Annotated in this window: 14 protein-coding genes and 6 pseudogenes; 10 read left to right on the top strand and 10 right to left on the bottom strand. The window is 67.5% G+C overall.

The genetic code is table 11. The annotated features are described in order from the left end of the window. Positions 1–926: 926 nt before the first annotated feature. From E6R60_RS15280 to E6R60_RS15265, 3 genes and pseudogenes are all read right to left on the bottom strand, one after another. On the bottom strand, positions 927–1319 hold the full coding sequence (locus tag E6R60_RS15280) for a hypothetical protein (protein WP_136327074.1): 393 nt from the start codon (positions 1317–1319) through the stop codon (positions 927–929). 414 nt (positions 1320–1733) lie between these two features. Next, a pseudogene (locus E6R60_RS15270) lies at positions 1734–1985 on the bottom strand (DUF6192 family protein); the annotation flags it as partial. An 82-nt stretch (positions 1986–2067) separates the two neighbouring features. Continuing rightward, complete coding sequence (locus E6R60_RS15265) at positions 2068–2526, bottom strand: MarR family winged helix-turn-helix transcriptional regulator (RefSeq protein WP_136327072.1); 459 nt, start codon at positions 2524–2526, stop codon at positions 2068–2070. A 125-nt stretch (positions 2527–2651) separates the two neighbouring features. Between E6R60_RS15265 and E6R60_RS15260 the strand changes: the two genes are divergently transcribed. The 3 genes and pseudogenes from E6R60_RS15260 to E6R60_RS15250 all read left to right on the top strand — a co-directional run bounded on the left by E6R60_RS15260 (position 2652) and on the right by E6R60_RS15250 (position 5678). Continuing rightward, entirely contained in the window at positions 2652–3515 is an 864-nt protein-coding gene (locus E6R60_RS15260) for an NAD(P)H-binding protein (RefSeq protein ID WP_136327071.1), read from the top strand. Positions 3516–4270: 755 nt separating this feature from the next. Then, positions 4271–5082 (top strand): annotated as a pseudogene (locus E6R60_RS15255) (IS5 family transposase). Between the two features lie 137 nt (positions 5083–5219). Next, positions 5220–5678: an SMI1/KNR4 family protein gene (locus E6R60_RS15250; protein WP_136327070.1), complete on the top strand. Its 459-nt coding sequence runs from the start codon at positions 5220–5222 to the stop codon at positions 5676–5678. Positions 5679–6205: 527 nt separating this feature from the next. Here E6R60_RS15250 and E6R60_RS37005 read toward each other — a convergent pair. Further along, complete coding sequence (locus E6R60_RS37005; protein ID WP_206309426.1) at positions 6206–6415, bottom strand: SAM-dependent methyltransferase; 210 nt, start codon at positions 6413–6415, stop codon at positions 6206–6208. Between the two features lie 593 nt (positions 6416–7008). Next, entirely contained in the window at positions 7009–7626 is a 618-nt protein-coding gene (locus E6R60_RS37405; protein WP_240802567.1) for a hypothetical protein, read from the bottom strand. Here E6R60_RS37405 and E6R60_RS15230 point away from each other — a divergent pair. Then, positions 7532–8122 (top strand): Rrf2 family transcriptional regulator, encoded by a 591-nt coding sequence (locus E6R60_RS15230; RefSeq protein ID WP_240802579.1) that lies wholly within the window; start codon positions 7532–7534, stop codon positions 8120–8122. The two genes, E6R60_RS37405 and E6R60_RS15230, sit on opposite strands and share 95 nt — an antisense overlap. On the opposite strand, the gene E6R60_RS15225 is transcribed toward E6R60_RS15230, so the two are convergent. From E6R60_RS15225 to E6R60_RS15205, 3 genes are all read right to left on the bottom strand, one after another. Next, the gene (locus tag E6R60_RS15225) at positions 8061–8216 is read right to left on the bottom strand and encodes a hypothetical protein (protein WP_136327069.1); all 156 of its coding nucleotides are present in this window, start codon (positions 8214–8216) and stop codon (positions 8061–8063) included. The genes E6R60_RS15230 and E6R60_RS15225 overlap by 62 nt on opposite strands. A 1184-nt stretch (positions 8217–9400) precedes the next feature. Then, positions 9401–9922, bottom strand: a complete 522-nt coding sequence (locus tag E6R60_RS15210; protein ID WP_136327067.1) for a hypothetical protein — start codon at positions 9920–9922, stop codon at positions 9401–9403. A 1517-nt stretch (positions 9923–11439) separates the two neighbouring features. Then, the gene (locus E6R60_RS15205; RefSeq protein ID WP_136327066.1) at positions 11440–13239 is read right to left on the bottom strand and encodes a cellulase family glycosylhydrolase; all 1800 of its coding nucleotides are present in this window, start codon (positions 13237–13239) and stop codon (positions 11440–11442) included. A gap of 567 nt (positions 13240–13806) precedes the next feature. Between E6R60_RS15205 and E6R60_RS37400 the strand changes: the two are divergent. Then, a pseudogene (locus tag E6R60_RS37400) lies at positions 13807–13935 on the top strand (IS5/IS1182 family transposase); the annotation flags it as partial. Between the two features lie 49 nt (positions 13936–13984). Here E6R60_RS37400 and E6R60_RS37395 read toward each other — a convergent pair. Next, positions 13985–14146, bottom strand: a pseudogene (locus E6R60_RS37395) (TetR/AcrR family transcriptional regulator); the annotation flags it as partial. Between the two features lie 210 nt (positions 14147–14356). Between E6R60_RS37395 and E6R60_RS15190 the strand changes: the two are divergent. Then, a pseudogene (locus E6R60_RS15190) lies at positions 14357–14797 on the top strand (LysR substrate-binding domain-containing protein); the annotation flags it as partial. Positions 14798–14977: 180 nt separating this feature from the next. Here the strand turns inward: E6R60_RS15190 and E6R60_RS15185 are convergent. Beyond that, a complete protein-coding gene (locus E6R60_RS15185; protein WP_136327065.1) occupies positions 14978–15256 on the bottom strand; it encodes a DUF5133 domain-containing protein in 279 nt (92 codons plus the stop codon). An 813-nt stretch (positions 15257–16069) separates the two neighbouring features. On the opposite strand from E6R60_RS15185, the gene E6R60_RS15180 reads away from it, so the two are divergent. The 4 genes and pseudogenes from E6R60_RS15180 (at position 16070) to E6R60_RS15165 (ending at position 17915) form a co-directional block, all read left to right on the top strand. Beyond that, positions 16070–16543 carry a hemerythrin domain-containing protein gene (locus E6R60_RS15180; RefSeq protein ID WP_136327064.1) on the top strand — a complete coding sequence of 158 codons (474 nt, stop codon included), beginning with the start codon at positions 16070–16072 and terminating at the stop codon, positions 16541–16543. A 102-nt stretch (positions 16544–16645) separates the two neighbouring features. After that, positions 16646–16846, top strand: coding sequence for a hypothetical protein (locus E6R60_RS15175; RefSeq protein ID WP_136327063.1), 201 nt, complete (start codon positions 16646–16648; stop codon positions 16844–16846). After that, a pseudogene (locus tag E6R60_RS15170) lies at positions 16840–17430 on the top strand (LuxR family transcriptional regulator); the annotation flags it as partial. The gene E6R60_RS15175 and the pseudogene E6R60_RS15170, both read left to right, overlap by 7 nt. Positions 17431–17483: 53 nt before the next feature. Beyond that, complete coding sequence (locus E6R60_RS15165) at positions 17484–17915, top strand: DUF4240 domain-containing protein (protein WP_240802566.1); 432 nt, start codon at positions 17484–17486, stop codon at positions 17913–17915. Positions 17916–17978 lie beyond the last annotated feature (63 nt).

The following is a 17978-nucleotide window of genomic DNA, read 5'->3' as shown; positions in this document are numbered from 1 at the left end:
GTGGTATCCCACCGCGAGGTCAGCAGGCTCGGGCGGCCGGCGCGTCCTTGACGATGCACCATTACCCTGCGCGAGGGGCGTCCGGGCGCGCGCGAGTCGTCGGGCTGTACCGGGCCGTCGCAGTCCACGAAGGTGCCGATGTGGACGCCCGCGTGCTGGGCGGACGCCGCCGTGGTCAGCCGAGCCATGCCCGGGTGGGAGGCGGACAAGCAGCTGCACTCCGGCTAACGCTCCGCCGAGCCCGACAGCCCCGGCTACACCGACGAGCAGCGCGAACGGCTCGCCGCATACCGGGATCGGTTCCTGCCCGCCGCCAGCACGAGGCCCCGGGCGATGACGCCCGGGGCCTCTCGGTGCACCTCGCTTGACCGTCCTCTTCAACGACCAGCCGCAGCGGTGTCACGCCCAGTCCACGCCCAGCGCCGCGATTGCGGCAAGCTGGTCAGCGGCGAGCTCCTCGCACCTCGCACGTGCCCTCGAGATCCGTACGCCGAGCTTCAGGATTACCGGTAGCGGCTGCCGAAGCCCGGCGCGCAGCCCGCCCAGGCTCCGTCTCCCGCCCCGGCAGCCGCTCGCACGACGAAGGGCCCGAGCAAGGCGCGAGGCACCGGTCCGGCGGCCGCCGTCGACAAGCTGGTGCACGGGCCTGCTCGGGCAGTTGGCCGACTGACAGCAGTCGATCGGCGAGCTGGGCCGCACGCTCACCACGGCAGCTGAAGGCCGACCGCCACCCGGCTGGTCCACCGACGCCAGCCGCACCGAGGACATCGGGTGGTGCCAGGCCCACACCACGCTGCTCACGACCGTCGCACGCCACCACCACGCTCACCTGCTCGCCGCCCTCGTCGAGCTCGGCGGTGAGCTGGAACTCCCAGCTACCCGTATCGGGCGCTTCACGGGCGCGCTCAGCCCAGAAGGCGGCGCGGTCAGCGACGCCGGCCGCCGCCGATGCGGCGGTCGTCGGCCAGTGCGGTAAGCGGGCCGAACTCGCTGGCAAGCTGGTTCCACGTCAGAACCTCGCCACAGCGGGCGGGGAACTCCTTCGGGTTGAACTCGGGCATGGTCCAGGTGCCAGTGCCCCGGTCCCGAAGCCACAGGTCCCCGTCACCGTCGACCACACTCGGTGGGACCGGTACGGGCTCGGCCTGATCGATGGGCTCCCAGGTGACCCGGCCCGGGTGGGAAACGCGGCGCAGCTCGGTGGTGGCCAGCCGCGCGGCCAAGTCACGGGTGGACTCTTCGGCGTCCTTGACCGACGCGAGCCGGAATGCGTCGTCAAGTACGGGCAGGGCTGGATTCTTGCTGCGCTTTGAACTCATACGCTGACTACCTCCGGTGGGGGGCGCCACATCCGTTATGGCACCCCGTAGAGGAACACGCTATCCGAGGCGGGAGCCGGGTCGGCCACCACCACCACTGTCCAGGTGGAGGCGCTGGCACACCGGGCGGTGGGCTAAGGCCTGTCCCGCAATCCCTGGTGGATCAGCGCACGGCGTCAGATGCGGTGCATCGCAAGGCGGAGAGACACCCGCATACTGGGCGCATTCGGGCGTTTCGACAACGCGGCGAGGTGCCGTAGCTGTCGTCGCTCGCCCGCCAGGAATTGCGGGACAGCGTTGTCGCTGCCATCGCCCTGTTCGCCGGTCTGGCGGCGAACCGGTGGCTGCGGCCCAGACTTCTCAGCGAGGACGACGGCACCGGGATGACGGTCAGGGACCTCGTCGGGCCCCTCCTCACCCTGACCGTCCTGTGTCCATGTCGACCTTGCAGGTGTCGACCGCGGTCTCGATCCGGTCCAGGGCGGCCCTGGCCTTCGCGACGTTCTGGTGGACGATGACGCCCTCGTCCTCGGGCGGGGTCCGGTCGCGCGGGCCGGGGACGGTCCGGTCGGCCGCGATGACGCACGCGTGGCCTGCCGTCACCAGGTCCAGGAACTCGACCGTGCGGTCGATGTCGCGGACCGCCGGGGCGAGCGGGCTGGTGTCCCCGGGGACGGAGGGGCCGCTCCGTGGGCAGGGAGCTGTTTTCCTGCCTGTCTGATCTGGTCTGGCAGAAGGCGTGGGGGTTTCAGGTGATGGCCGAGTCGCTGTCTTCGACGGACCCGCTCAGTAGCAGCTCTCTCGCCGCCCGGTGGACCTTCGTCAGGGCGTTCAGAAGGGATTCGCGTTCGGTCTCGGTGAGATCCGCGGTGACCTTCTCCTCAATCAATCGCCGCTCCGCCTCCACCGGTTTCTGTAGCGCACGTCCCGCGTCGGTGAGCCAGAGGCGGACGAGGCGGTTGTCCCGGTCATCGCGGCGACGGGTGAGCATCCCGGCCGCGGTCATTCGGTCGGCCATCTTGACGACGGTGGGCGTGGTGACGTTCAGCGCGGCGGCGACTTCGCCGGGCGTGCTGCCGTCCCGCTCCCACAGCGCGGCGAGCAGGTAGTTCTGTCCGACGTGCAGCCCGTGGCGTCGCATGGCCGCGTCGGCCAGGGCCCGGAGCACCTTCGACGTCCTGCCGTGCAGATCCAGAAACTCTGACATCGCGGCCTTTCGGTGAGGTGTGGGAGGGACCGCCCGAGCCTCAAGCAAGTCGATTGACGGCTAATCATTCACCGGCTAACGTTCCCTCGATCTCGTTAGACGGCAAACGACTTTGGGGAGCCACGATGATACTGGTCACGGGAGCCACGGGGCACATCGGCCGCGAACTCACCCGCGAACTCGACGCGAACGGAGCGGAGTTACGTCTGCTCGTCCGCGACCCCAACCGGGCCGCCGACCTACCCGAGCGTGCCGAGCGCGCCGTCGGCGACCTGGGGAAACCCGCGACACTGCCTCCCGCCTTCGCCGGCGTCGACAAACTCTTCCTGCTCACACAGGGCATCGGCACCGACTACACCACCGCCGCCATCACCGCCGCCGAGGCCGCCGGGGTGCACCACATCGTGCACCTGTCCTCTTGCCACGTCGCCCTCGACCCGATACCCGCCATGGGACGCTGGCACCACGAACGCGAGAAGATCATCCGCGCTTCCGGCATACCCGCCACATTCCTACGGCCCGGCGGCTTCATGACCAACGCCCTCGACTGGTTGCCCACCATCCGCGAGGCGGACTACGTCCTCGACCCGGTCGGCCCTGGCCGCCTTGCGCCGATCGACCCCGCGGACATCGCGGCGGTGGCCGCCCTCGCCCTGACCGAGGCCGGCCACCAGGGCAAGGAGTACGTCCTCACCGGCGACGAGATATTCACCGTCACCGAGCAGGTCCGGATCATCTCCGAGACGATCGGCCGCGACATCGAGGTCAGGGAAGCGGCCACACCGGCCGAGGCCGTACGGTTCCGCTTCCCCCACGGGGCACCCCAAGCACTCGCCGACGCTCTCACGGAGGGCTTCACTCTCATGCGCGCCGACACCGTCGGATTCCGGACCGACACCGTGGAGCGGCTGCTCGGCCGCAGGCCCCGGACCTTCGCGGACTGGTGTGCGCGTCATGCCGACACGTTCCGGCGGCCTGACACCGCCTGAGCCGACGGGCGACCACGCCCTCTTCTGCTTCTGCTGACCGGTCTGCCTCCTATGCCGGCCTGCGCCGCCTGCCTGATAAGCCTGACCGCCTTTGAACGCGCACGACTGAACTACGGCGGCCGCCCTCGCGTCCCCGCAGGCGGGCAGCGTCGAAGTTGCAGGCCCGGCAGCGCGGCGCGGAGACCGTCTGCACTACGTCCAGCACGGTTTTAGACTGCGCTGTCCAACAGGGCCCCTACAGAGGTGCGTTGCTCTCCGAATTTCGCCGATAGACGTCATGTGCCGCCTGGGTGACGAACCCCGTAGCGAAAGCGGCAGGGCTGCCGTAAAGCAGAAGAGGACCCACATCGGAAATCCAGTCCCCGATGGCGAGAACAGCGACAACGTCGAGGTAGCAGAATAGGAACAGTGCCCCTTGGCCGAGCTTCGTCATCGCCCCTCCCCCTTGCAGTCTCCGCTCTTTCCCCCAGGGCATGCCCGGTCCGTGACGGTTCGACACCGCACAGGCGGCGGCCGTGCGGGTTGACGACGTCCTAGTCCTGGTCGTGCGGGCCCATGACTCCATCGTCCTCCGGGCCGGGTGCCGGGGCCTGTGCGTGCGGAAATGACCTCTGACAGGTGATCTTGACCATTTGCCATGTGAGTTTGACCAGGCCAACAGCTCCGCAGTGGGACAGCCCTTACAACAGCTAACACAATGAGGTGGCTCGGTTCTGCAGACCGTGTCCGCGTCAGGAGTTCGGCGTTGTCCAGGCATGGGGGCTTCGCCGTGGATCGTGTCGGATGACCTGTGGGAGCGGATCGAGCCGCTGCTACCACGCAAGGAACGCCGGTTCAGGCACCCGGGTCGCAGACCTCTGCCGGACCGACAGGTGCTGTGCGGAATCCTCTTCGTGCTGCACACCGGAATCCAATGGGAGTACCTGCCGCAGGAGTTGGGCTTTGGCTCAGGCATGACCTGCTGGCGCCGGCTGCGGGACTGGAACGAGGCCGGTGTCTGGCAGCAACTGCACGAAGTTCTGCTCGCCGAGCTGAACGCAGCGGCCCGTCTCGACTGGTCACGGGCGGTGGTCGACTCCAGCCACGTGCGAGCGATAAAAGGGGGGAGCAAACGGGACCGAGTCCGGTCGATCGTGCCCGAGCCGGATCGAAACACCACCTGATCACCGACGGACACGGCACCCCGCTTGCCGTGATCCTCACCGGCGGCAACCGTAACGACGTCACCCAGCTCATGCCGCTGATCGACGCCATCCGACCCATCAGGGGCCGGGTTGGGCACCCGCGACGCAAGCCGGATTCACTCTTCGCCGACCGCGGCTACGACCACGACATCTACCGCGACCAGGTCCGACAACGCCGCATCGTGCCAGCCATCGCCCGCCGCGGGACCCTCCACGGCACGGGACTGGGCACCTACCGCTGAGTAGTCGAGCGCAGTTTTGCCTGGCTCCACGGCTTCAAACGTCTTCGCATCCGCTGGGAACGCCGAGCCGACATCCATGAAGCCTTCCTCAAGCTCGCCTGCTGCCTCATCACCCACCGGCAGCTCAGGACATTGCGTTGACCTCGAAGAGCAAGGATCGCTGGTCACCACGCGCATGTCCGCGGCGCATGTCATGATCCGCTCTCATGAGTGACCGATCGCTTTCGCGCGCTTGGCTGGCTTCATGGATGAGCAGGGTCTCAGAGGCCCTGAAGGTCATGACCGTCGACTTCGAGCGCCAGCACGGTTTTCCCCCGGGGACTAACGAGGTCCGGCCAGCCGACCACGACGATCAGGCCGCAGCTCGCCTGCTTGCCCGCGCGGGAACTGCCCCTGCTGACCTGATCACCTTCTACGGCAGCATCGGTGATGCCACCTGGGCGGACGTCGGCAATGGCTACTTCGTCGCCCCGGCAGCGGATGTCCTTCTGCAGCTTGCGGAGCGCGCCGATGTCACTGCAAGTGCGGACCCGAGACCCTCCGGCCTTGTCATCGGTTCGAACGGCGGCGGCCAGTCCTATGTCGTTGCCCCAGGCGGGACGGTCTACCGGACACGAACGGCTTCCTTGGACGAACCCGAACTCGACCGCATGGCCGTTGACCTGCGGCAGTTTCTTGAATTGCTGGAGCAGGCCCTGACACGGTTCATCGCCACCAACGAGCCGGGCCACCTATAGAAACGAGCCGGTCCAGCACTTCTTTGTGTTAGCCGTTGTTAGTCTCAGCCTTGATGACCGACAACGCTGACGCGCCCAAGCGCCCCTTCCTCGTTCTGCACGACTACGGGATGGGCGGTTCATGGTGGTGGGTCCGAGCGCGTTCCAAGCGGGAGGTTCTCGAAACGTTCGCCTGGGTTGAGGTGGTCACCGACCCGGACGCTGTGGCCCGGTCTCAGGATGAGGGCTTGGAGGAAGTCGACATCGACGGTCCTCGGATGCCTCCTGGACTGGATGGTCTGCGCGCCCAGCGTGACGCCCAGCGTGGGCGTGAAGGCTTCGGTGCGCTTGCAGAGAGGGACGTCGTATTTCTGCGGCGTCGCTGGGACGAGGAGGTCGATGAACCGGTCGTCTATCTGATGGAGGCGGGGTCCGATGGGCGTCGGATTCGCCAAGTGGAGCTGGCCGAGGACGGAACCGCCGTGCGCAGTGGCCCTGACGATTGGCCGTTCAACCCACCGATCGTGGACCTCTTCGACCCTGGGCTCTCAAGAGAAGAGATCAGCCGGAGCCGAGTTCGAGGAGCACTGGTCGACAGCTCGCCGGCCACGCTGAATCGTAGTGGCCAACCCGGTCAGCTCACCCGGTTCAGTACCGTCGTCTTCGATAGCGTAGTTGTCCTTGCCGCCGAGGAGGCTGTTGTAGACCCGCGCCGGGTGCGGCTTTCCCTGTCCGAACGACCCGTTGTGTTCGAGCAGCCGGGCGCCCGCACATATTCTTGGTATCTGCTTCGCAACGGCGGCCGGGCTGCCACCCTCGGTGGATGCACCCTTTCGTCTTCACCTCGGCGGGCAGCGGACGCGATCCGCAGGCAGTGCGTGCCGCGCAACGTCAGGCGTGGAACGCCTGCGCGCAGGTCGCTTGTCCGAAGTGTCACGTTCCTGTAGGGCAGCACTGCCGCGATCGTGTGGCGGGCAGGGAGATTTTGGCTCGCTTCCACAAACCCCGGCAGGACGCGGCTGGCGCGCCGTCCGTACTCGCCCCCGTCGGGATCCATGGGTTGAGCTGGTCGAAGGTACGAGGCCAGCACCCCTGGCGACCGGATGAGATCCAGCAGCTGTGAATGCGCGCCTGCGGTACGGCTCTGACGTGAACGGCTGACCTGAGGGATTCCCGAGTGACGGGTTCGGTCCACTTGCTGGCAGCAGCGCCCCGGCGTCGTCGCGCTGAGCAAGGTAGGGCGCGACCAGAAAAACGCGCCCCACCCTGCTCAGAATGGTTGCTGCACGGTCAGGGTGCACGTTTCTACGGTGCTGGCAGCGTATAGACAGCGTTCGCCCGGGACTCCCGTTCAGGACTCGGTGGCATCGAGTCTCTTCTTGAGAGGTTCGTATTCCAGCTCCCATGCACCCGGGCGTGCGTGAAGGTCGCGGATCAGGAGTCCGAACACCTTCGGGTCGAAGTTGACGCCGTACAGGCTGCCGTCGATGTTGTGCCCGTTCACGATGACAGTGGGTGTGCCGGGGCCGATCGGATCGTCGCCGGTGTGCTCGTATGCGCTCTGGGAAGCGGTGACGAACGAGCGGTACTTCATGGTTTTGACGGCCTGGTCGAAGGCGTCGTCGCGCAGGCCGGGAACTTCATCGGCGAGCTTCAGCAGGCGTGCGGTAGTGACGGCGCCGGAGACCGTCCGGCCGATGAGCTGTAATGCCGGGAAGCGCCGTCCGCGCCCTGGCGCACTGGTGGTGGTGTCGGGCTTCGGGATGCTTCTACCGGGGCGAGCGTCTCTCTGCGTCACCGCGGAGACGCAGAGAGACGCCACTGCCAGCCTGGCGGCCTGGTTCGACCTGCCCCAGGCATATCTCAGCAAGAGGCTGCAGGCACTGGTCAGGGCCGGCATCCTGAGTTCGACGCCGGGGGCCCGCGGCGGCTTCCAGTTGGCCAGGCTCCCCGAGCGCATCACGCTCATGGACGTCGTCACCGCTATCGAGGGCCCCCGCCGATGCCTTCCGCTGCAACGAAATCCGTCAACGGGGCGAGGGAGCGGACGCGCGCGCCGGGGAGTTCCGACGGGCCTGCGGCGTCACCACCGCCATGCACCGGGCCGAGCTGGCGTGGCGCCGCGAACTCGCCGCCCCGGTACACGCGAATCCCGCGATGAGGCTCTGCGCTCGACGACCGGCGGGCAGAGCCCGGCTCAGGGCAAACTCCTCGCCGACGAGACAGGGCGGGGCAACGCATGGCCCCGCCCACGGGGTTCCCCCCTGTCTTGTCTCTCTGGCCGGGCTCTCACCTCGTCCCGGCCTCGAGTGGTCCAGAATCTCCCCACGATGTGGATTTTCCGACGCGGAGAGAGCCGTGGACACGTCACTCGTCGCAGAGAGTGGTTAAGCCACCCTGACTTTAGAAGAAGTGCTTGCGTCCACCGACCGCACGACCGGTCGCACCCAGGATCCACAGGATGACGCCAACCAGAATGAGGATGCCACCGATCGTCGTCAGCAGACCCATGCCGACAAGCAGGCCGATAATCAGCAGAATAAGCCCAAGAATGATCATTTTAAACTCCATCGTCAATTCCGGCTCAGGCGCGTGTGCGTATGAGCTTCACAAGGGCCCGAGTTCGTCCCTTGGTGGGTAGATCCCGACCAGCTCCGAATGCCAGGACCTCGTGCGATAGCCCTTGTGCCCGGCGACACGGCGTTCACGCACCCCTTCGAAAAATTGTTCAGTACGTCATCTCCTCGGCCGTCCTCTGCTCCGGAAGGTCCTTCCACCCCGGACGGTTTGGACGCTGGAGACGGAACAGCGGGCAGCGGCACCTACGGGCAGGCCCTCAGGTCCCAGGGCTTCTTCACCCTCGCCAGCCGGCCCCGGGTGACGGGACTGTGGTGCAGTCCGGTTCGACGGCTCGCTTCGAGCCCTTCCTCTGCTCGTGACCCCACCAGCCCTTATACGCAGGACCTCGTCCTCATCGGCACCCCAGATGGACGCGGAGCTGCTGCGGGTCGACCTGAACGGCTGCCGCATACAGGAAGGCGTAGCTCTGACCCCTTCCGATTCCTTCCCTGCCTAGGACACCTAAGTGACTGTTGTCGTTTCGATCTTGAGGAGTGCTGGTCGAACGGGAGTCCGGATCGGGTGAGCTAGCCTGTGCGCCGTGGACCATACTCCCGAGCCGCTGACCTGCCCCGACTGCGGGCAACCGCTGAGGAGTCTGGGCCTGGTCCTGTCTCTCCGTGACGAGGACCAGCAGCGCGTGTGCCGACATGCCTGGAAGTGCCCGGCGAGTCACATCTGGTGGCACTGGGCGGACCAGCCTGCGGAGCCCTTGGACGCCTGTCCCTACCCTCAGCTCTTCCGGCGATGACCACTACCCACTGAACCCGGCCCGCGACCTTGACTGACGAGCTCAGTGACCGGTGCCGGTCAGCTCTTGAGGATGCCAGTCGTACGGGAGTCTCGATCGAGTGAGTGCGACGACAGTCGTGCATGAAAGCAAGGCCTCTTGGTAGCTCAAAGGGTGTCTACGCCAAAGAGCGTTCCGGGAGGCCCTGTTGCCGCAGTTCTACGGCATCGTGGGAGCGAGGTCCACTTCGGCCACTCTCGCGTGTGACTGCCTGGCACGGTTCGGGAACGCCGCCGACCATGGGGTGCGTGCGCGCCGCTACCCGACGGATATGTCCGATGCGGAGTGGGCGGTGGTGCGGCCGCTGCGATGGTCCACTGGTCAATGACCCTGCTCATGACCCGCCGCCTGGCCCGGCCGCGGCCTTCCCGAGCGTGAAGCGGCCCGGCGTCGGCTCGGCGAGCCACCCGCGCGCTGTCAACCGTTTCGCCTTCGCCCGCAGCGCCTCGATCTTCGCGGGTACCGGGTCCAGGCCGAAGCAGGCGGCCATCTCCTGGCAGGTCAGCGGGCCCTGGCCGAGCCGGTTGCGGTCCGCGAGAGCTTGCACGATGCGCTGGTATTCCGCCGACAGTGCTGACTGGGCCAGGCCCGCACGCCACACCGGGATCACCGATTTCGGCTTCGCCGCCTCCGAAGATGCAGGCAGCGCGGGCGGCTCCTCGGCGGCGCCCGGGCCGGCGACGTCGCCCGGGGACAGCACGTCGCCGACGTGTGAACGGGCGATGACCCACTCGTTCAACTCCCGCTCGGCCATGACCAGCTCGGCCTGGATCCGGTCCGCCTCCTCCCGCAGCATGTTCACACGACGGCGAGCGGTCAGCTCCCGCTCTTCCAGCAGCCCCACGACCGACGGCATCCCCGACCTCCAACAGAGCGACGACACGACACGTCACCACTCCCCGAGACCGCCGACCCCATGCCTGAACAGCGGAAACGCAGCCCTCAAGACCGGAAAGGCAACAGCTACTAAAGCTCCTGCGAGAGCTGCGCGCGTGAGCACCACCCCCTCATCACACCCCGGGGGACCGTGGCCGCAGTTCTCTCACCAAGGCGCGCACGACGGCGGACATTGCGCCCCACACCCGGGCTGCGGAACCGATACCCGGCCCGGTTACCAATTACGGACATTTCCGCAACTCTCACCTGCAACCGGCACGCATATGCAGCGGACGCGGCCCTGACATTCACTGACCGCTGCACCCGCCCCTTCAACGATCAAGAGCAAGCCCTTCCATACGCCGGTGCACGCCCCAGGACGCAACCGGCGCACCACTCGTCCGGCCCACGCAATCTTCGTAACGGCCGTTCTGCACTCTTTGCCGCCCACCTGATCCTCAATCGCGTGAGAGAGCGAGGTTCACAGGAGCGTCTGCCGAACCACCACGTCACACACGCCCCACTTCGCACACCTCTCCCGACTGGGGATCTGCGAACCGAGCGATGGCAAAGCACGCAGACAACCGAGCGACGTGCTTCGGCGGGCTTTCTCCCGGTGCACCGCCAGTATCCCGAACTCGGTGAAACGTGCTGGTTGGCCGTCACCGGTATGAAGATCCGGCCGTTCGTGAGGGTGTGGGTACGCGGTCGTGGATCGGGGACGACGACTTGTGGGCGCTGATTGAGCCACTCCTGCCCTCTTGGCCGGAGCACTCGCCGAGGCCGAGACCAGTTCAACCCGACGCGCACGACCCACACCTGGGGACGCACCCCGGTCATTGATGACGTCACTCTTGTCGTTGCCGAACGCTTCCGGGGGGTCGAGCCCCACGACTCGGTTGGCCCATGACCCGCGTCCGACTCGATGGGACTCCGGGAGGACCAACCGGACAGGCCCTATGGGTGCTGGGACGGCTGCTGGTCACAGCCACTCCTTGATGGCGGCGACGAGCATGGTTGTTTCGTAACGGACGGCGAGCTCGTCCTATCGCGTGGCGACGGCTCGGTGGCGCTTCAGCCGGTTGTCTCCGCATTCCGCCGCGCCCTTTTAGTAGTCGGCCTTGGAGAATTCGGCTGGTCGGGCGCCTCGGGAGCCGAACTTCTTGCGGTTGCGGACCTGGTCGGCCTTCTCCGGAATGGTGCACGCGACGTCTCGTCTACGCAGGTAGACGCGGTTTGACCTGGTGAGTGGGTTGCCGCGGGTGACGCCGCGCAGGACCGAACTCGCCGGAGTCCCGCGGCCGGCCCAGCGGGCGGTGGTGCGCGTCCCGGCCGTGCTGCAGTTTCGGCACCCCACATGGCCGCCGGCCCGGCGGTTGTGGCCGGGCCGGCGGGTGCTCCCTGTCCGACACCGCCGGGCTGGGTTTCCGGGGGTTGCGGTGGGGCCACTGCGGTGCGGGGACGCCACTGGTGTCGGTTGCGGGGCAGCGGCTGTGGTCAGGCTGTGGTGCAGGGCCTGCCGCTGAGGGTGAAGGTGGTCGGGGCAGTGTTCGTGGCGCCCTTGTTGGCGATGAAACCGAGAGTGACGGAGCCGCCGGCGGTGATGGTGTCGGTGTAGGAGGCGGGGATTACGCTCACGGAACCACCTGTCTGGGTGGGGGTACCGCCCCACATGTTGTTGATGGTCTGGCCGTTGGTGAAGGTGAAGCCGAGCTTCCAGTTGCTGACAGCGGCGGCGCCGGTGTTGTGGATGGTGATCTCGCTCTGGAAGCCGCTTCCCCACTCCCCCACCAAGCGGTAGCCGACGGAGCAGGTGCCCGCCGGGGTGCCGGTAGTGGTAACGGTAACGGTGGCCGAACGGGTGGAGCGGTTGCCGGCCTCGTCCTTGGCGTAAACGGCGAAGGTGTAGGCCGTGTTGCCGGACAGCCCTGTGACCGTGGCCCGGTTGGACGCCGAGCCGGCCACCTGCGTCTCGGTGCCGCCGGCGACACGGACGACGTCGTAGCCGGTGACGCCCACGTTGTCCGTGGCGGCCGCCCAGCTCAAGGTCACGGAGGTGGCCGTCACCTCGGAGGCGGTGGGAGTCCCCGGAGCGGTGGGCGCAGCGTTGTCACCGCCGGGATCACCGGGGGTCTGGCTGAGCAGGTGCGCCTTGAACCCCTCACCGTAGGTGCTGGTCGGTGTGCCGTTCCAGTCCTCGATGAGCACATTGCCACCGCTGCAACCCCAGGGGTTCCAGGTCCAGGCCGTGTACCCGACCTTGTTGGCGTCCGCCCAGGCCATCACCTGGTCGATGTAGTCATGGGCGCAGGTGTTCTGACCGATCTCGCCGGCCTGGACCGGCACCTGGGCGGCGACCGCTCCGATGGTGCTGTCCCAGCACGAGGTGGTCACGCAGCCGTTGAAGTTGTAGGAGTGCCATGAGGCCATCAGATTGCCGGTGGGGTCCGCCGGTTTGAATTCCAGCCACCGACTCAGGTTGTTCGTCCACTCCAGACCGCCCGTCATGATCACGTTGGTGGCACCGGTGGCGCGTACCGCGTTGACGAGGGTCTGCATGCCGGCGACCGGGTAGGTGATCCCGGCGCAGGTGCCGCCGTCGCGCAGGCAGGTCCATGCGGCCGTGGCGTCGGACCAGTTGTTTGCCGCGTCCGGGTACGGCTCGTTGAACAGGTCGAAGACGACCGCTCCGTTCCCCTTGAACATCGTGGCCACCTCGGACCAGAAGGTGGGGGTGTAGCGCGCGTCCGGCATCGGCTTCTGACAGGTGGCCGTGACGTCCGGGCAGCCTCCGCCGGGGCCGGTGTACTCGCCCCAAGTCCAGTGCAGGTCGAGGATCACGTTGATGCCGTTGGCCACCAGGAGGTCCGCGTAGGTCTTGACCGCCTGCTGGTACGCCGCCGCGCTGGGCGCTGTCGGAGGTAAGTCCCCGGTGCCCAGCCAGCACTCCTCGTTCAGCGGGATCCGGACAGTGTTGATCTTCCATGCCTTCATCGCGTCGACGGCCGCCTGGTCCGTCGGCCCGTCGAATATCTCCTTGCCCTGGACGCAGCCGAACTCCCCGCCGGACCGGTTGACACCCAGGGGGCGGAAGGTGGAATTGGACCCGGTGACCAGGCGGCTGCCCGACACGTGCAGTGCCGGCGCCGCGGCGACCGCCGATGCCCTGCCCTCTGCGGCGGACTGACCGGCCGCCGGCGAGGCGACCGCCGAGGCCGGGCCGCCGAATCCGGCCACCGAACCCGCCATAAGCACTCCGACAACGCCGAAAGCCCGAAGGGCTCTTCGCATGCTCATCGCATTCTCCCTCAACGCACGTAGAGGACCGATCACTCCATAGGGCGCCGCCCGGCGAGAGACCAGCCTCAAAGCGGGTTCCAAAGCGGGCAACGCGCCTTCACCTGCTGAATGACCTTCGATACTGCGCAAAACGCCGTTCACCGCCTATGGGAGCGCTCCCATACGTAGTGAGCGTAGACGCGCCGGGCAATCGGACGGAAGCTCTCTGCAGGACTTGTTTCTGGCATCGAACCCTGAGGCTTCGGAAGCGGCGGCCGCCGCCGAACTGCCCGAGGGGCTGCTTCGCCGCCTGCTCCTGGGCTGCCCGCCATACCTGTGCGGGTCGCCTCGCTGAGAGGGGATCTACGACCCGCACGCCTGTCCTGTGCGCGAGGGAATCGAGCTCCGTATGTCCGCGGCCGAGCCCTGGGGCGCAGGAAACGCGCCGGCTCTCTTCGCTCCGGTGGTCAGTGAGTCCTTTCCGACCGTGCGGTGCCGGTCACGTGTTGGACGGCTCTACGGCACGACGAAAGCTCCTGATAGGCGGGTTCACGACCAGGATCCACCGTCGGCCAGGAGCCCCGCGTGCTTGTCCACCCGTCGTCGAGCGACCTGTCCAGTCGCACCCTGCACTACCTCACCGGCCGACTCTCTGCCCGGCGAGAGAAGATCGGGACCCGGTGGTCGCGTCTGACCGCCGGCCTTCAGGCTCTGCCAGGTGGCCATAGACCTCCAGCGCAACCAGGCCGTGCTGGTGCCCCCAGATCCGCAGCGCCAGGGCCACCATGGCCGGCGGTAGCGCAGGGAACGCCGGGCGGACCTTGTCGAGCAGGCCGGGGTCGCAGTCGTCCCAGCCGAAGTCGCCCTCCTCATAAGCTTGTTCAGCGCTGCTCCAGGCCGTGTCCGCCAGCGCGGCGATGCCGATGCAGACTCGCCGGGCGGCGTCCGGCGCGGCACCGCCCTCTGGGGCTCGGTAGCCGGGTCGGCACCCCGCTCTTCGTTCGTACCAACCGCCGCGTCGCCCTCACCTCACTCGGCCGGCAGCTGCGCGCCGATCTCGAACCGCACCACCGCGCGATCGAGGCCGCCCTGGAGCGGGCCGCCACCACCGCGCGCGGCATCAACACCGTGCTGCATGTCGGTTCTCGAACCCACTGACCGGCGAGATGGTCATGAAGACGACGGAGGCACTGCGCGACAGCCACCCCAGCTGGCCGTGGAAATATGGGAGGTCCCACTCGCCGATCCGTACGGGCCGCTGCGCGAGGGCGAGTTCAACGTCCAGATCACGCTCCCGGGGCGTGAGGAGAATGTGGGCGAGGGGGCGGCACTTTTCGCAGAGGAGTACATCCTCGCGATCACCTCGACGCATCCACTCGCGACTCGGGACTCGGAGTTCCTCGAGGATCTGGCCGGCGAACCGCTGCTCACAATCGTCGGCAACGTACCCGACTACTGGCTCGCCCACCACGTCCCCGCCCACACACCGGGCGGTCGGCCGATCGCACGAGGCCGCGGCGTGACCACTATGCGGAAGGCGTTGATGCTGGCCCCCGGGGGCAAGGGCGCACTGCTCGCACCCGCGCACACGGCGACTGAACCTGGCAGACAGTATCTCGAACGGCCGCTTGGTGGCGGCGTCTCAGTCTCCGTCACCAAGCCGACCACCGCCGGGGGAACTTCGTCCGTCCTCGGACGGGGAAGGTCTCCCGGGACGTATGCACCACGGGCAGACTCCAGCCGATGGACGGCTGCCTCAGACGGCAGCGGTGTCTGTGCGCTTGGGGCGGGTGGGCGCCGACCGCCTTCCCCCCTTCGGCAGCGTCGTGACCTTGGGAGCGCCGGTGCGAAGGAGCGTGTCGGCCGTGTGCAGGGCCTGCCGCACCTCGTTGACGCCCGTCATGACGCACAGGGTGTACGCCGTGTCCTCACGTCTCCGGACGGTGTCCGGGGTGGAATGGCGCTCGTCCTCGATCACTGCGTCTGCGTAGCAGGACAATGCGGCACGCAGATCACCGGGTGTGGGATGCAGCAAGGCCAACTCCTTATGGAATCAATTCGTCCTCCCGGCCGACACGGCAGGGCGGGTATCGCTCATGACGATGTCCGGATGCCCCGTATCATGAAGAGCATTCCTGACTCTTTTTCGCCACACCCTGTGAATGCGGGAACCGGTCTCCTTCCTTCCCCCGGACAGCAGCTTGCCCCTGTTGGTGGAGGTGGCGACGTCAGGACATGGCTGATGAGGTGCTGGACAAGCCGTGCGGCAGTCGTACTGGTCTCGGGCAACTGTCTGCTGCCGGGATGCGCTGACGGCCTCTCGGTACCCAGCCCCCCGTTCGCGGAGCGGCTTCCGCGCTCGGTCGGCCGAGGGATCCCCCGAAGCCGGACCGGGTCACCGCCTGACGAGCTGAGCCGGACGTCGTTCCGAAGTGGGAGGGCCGTCGGGTGGTGGACGTGCGGTACGAACACGAGGCCGACGGGTCACCCGGGCCGTGCTGCGGTTGGGCCGGCAGGCCATGGGCGACGCGTCCCCGAGAGGATGCCGCGCGCAATGAGACCTCCCTCGGGCCGCGGGGGACGCATGGCAAGGCCAGACAATCGCTTGCGGGGCCTTCAGGAGGGAGTGTCCGATCCCGCCTACGACGATTGCGCTCGGAACGCCACGGCCGATGGGTGCGCGAGGCCATGGGCGCGCTGCGGGAATGGCAGTACGACGGAACGCCGATGCAGTTTGCATGCGCCGGGGGGCCATCCGTGTACGTCATGAGGTACGCCACGCACCTGTGGGTAGACGGGGTCACGGGGTGGCACCGCGCCACCGTGTACGTGATCTGAGGAGAACCTGATGGACGGGATCGTGCTGCTCAAGGAAGACCACAAGACGGTGGAGAAGCTCTTCAAGCAATTCGAGAAGGCCGGCGAGAACGCCCATGCCGAGAAGCGGAAGATCGCTGACCGGGTCATCGACGAGCTCACCACGCACACCTGGATCGAGGAGAAGCTCTTCTATCCGGCCGTACGCGAAGCAGCGCCCGACACCAAGGACGACGTCCTGGAAAGCGTCGAGGAGCACCACGTGATGCTGTGGATGCTCTCCGAGCTCAAGGATCTCGACCCCGCCGACGAGCGGTTCGACGCCAAAATGACCGTTCTCATGGAGAACGTGCGTCACCACGTCGAGGAGGAGGAGAAGGAGTGGTTCCCGGAGGTCCGCAAAGCAATGGGCCGCAACCGTCTCACCGAGCTCGGAGAGCAGATGGAGCAGGCGAAGAGTAAGGCTCCCGGTGAGCCTCTCGCCGTCCCCAGCGCCAAGCAGTAGCGGCAGCCGGCCACGAGCCCCCGACCCCCACCAGCGCCGCAGAGCGGCGACCCGGGCCCTCGGTCGGGGGCGCGCCCCCGACTCTCCGATCGCGGCTCCGCCGTGCTCGTGATCGCCCGCCGCGACCGGCAGACGCCCACCGCGCTCAGCGCCGCGCTCCCCCGGGGCGCGGACACCGAGGCGGTGCTCAGGATCGGCCTGACGCCGCTCACCGAGCGTGACTGCGTCGAAGGACTCGCTCACGATCTGCCGCCCGACCGGACCGCGCGCCGGTACGCCGTCGGAGAGGGCAACCCGCTCTAAGCGAACTGGCGGACGAGGCCGAGAACGTCGCCCGCGGAATCGGGAGCGGTGAGCTGCTCGCCTTCGTCCTGGCCAACAAGGCCCAGATACGCGTCGCGGCGTCCCCGCCCGGCGATCCGGAGGCACTGGCGGCCGCGGAGGAGGCCGTTGCGGCGATGGGGCCGAGCGGCAACTGGCGTGCCTCAATGGCCTGGTGCATGTTCGGCTACGCGGCGCTCACCGGTGGCGACCCGCCCCCCGCCCGGAGCGCTCTCCTCCGGGCGGGGGGCGACGATCTGCGCGGCCTGCAACCGTCGATGCGCCTGCTCCTGTCGGAACTACTCGTCACGGCGGCCTTCTTCACAGGGGATGTCGAGTCGGCGTACGCCTGGTCCGAGCGAGCCCGCGAGGAGGCCGAGCGACTGGGCCTGCCCGTGCAGCGGGCGTCGGCGATGCGGAGCGCGGCACAGATCGCACAGCACCGGGGCGATGCCGGCCGGGCGGCCACGCTGCTGGCCGAGGCGGCGGAATGCGCCCGGTCCGGTGCGGTGTTCTGGGAAGCGCGGTCCCTGCCGCTTGCGGCGCCGGCGATGGCGGCGGCCGGGTTCGAAGCGTCTCTCGGCTTGGCATGTCACACCTACCCGCCATGCTCTCCGGCATGAACGAGAACGCCTTCTGGCAGCTAATGGAAGCGTGTAGCCCCTCGACCTCCGACCCCGAGGGCGATGAGCTTGCCGCTGCCCTGTCAGTTCACCTGACGAACGGCCCGGTATCGGACGTGGTCGGTTTCGCCGAGCAGCTCTCCTGGGCCCTGTACAGGCTGGACCGTAGGGAATACGGCGATGACCTGTCGAGCGACCAGTTCCTCTACACCCGAGCGGCAGTCGTCGCAGCTGGCCGTGAGGAGTACGAGAGCGTACTTCGCGACTCACAAAGGTTCAGGCCGTACGTCAACGACCTCATCTGGGCCGAGGCCCTGCTCTACGTGCCCGACAACACGTATAGGCACCTCACGGGTGACGAATGGGACCGCGGCACCCGATACAGCTACGAGTCGTACTCCAACACCGCTGGGTGGACCGACGGATAGGCAACGGCGATCACACTCACCTCACCATGCGAAACGACGTCGAAGGGTTGCTGCCCACCGCCC

Source organism: Streptomyces sp. A0642, from assembly GCF_004795105.1.
Lineage (GTDB): Bacteria > Actinomycetota > Actinomycetes > Streptomycetales > Streptomycetaceae > Streptomyces.
Note: the sequence above shows the minus strand (reverse complement) of the source record. Positions and strands in the feature narration are given on the sequence as shown.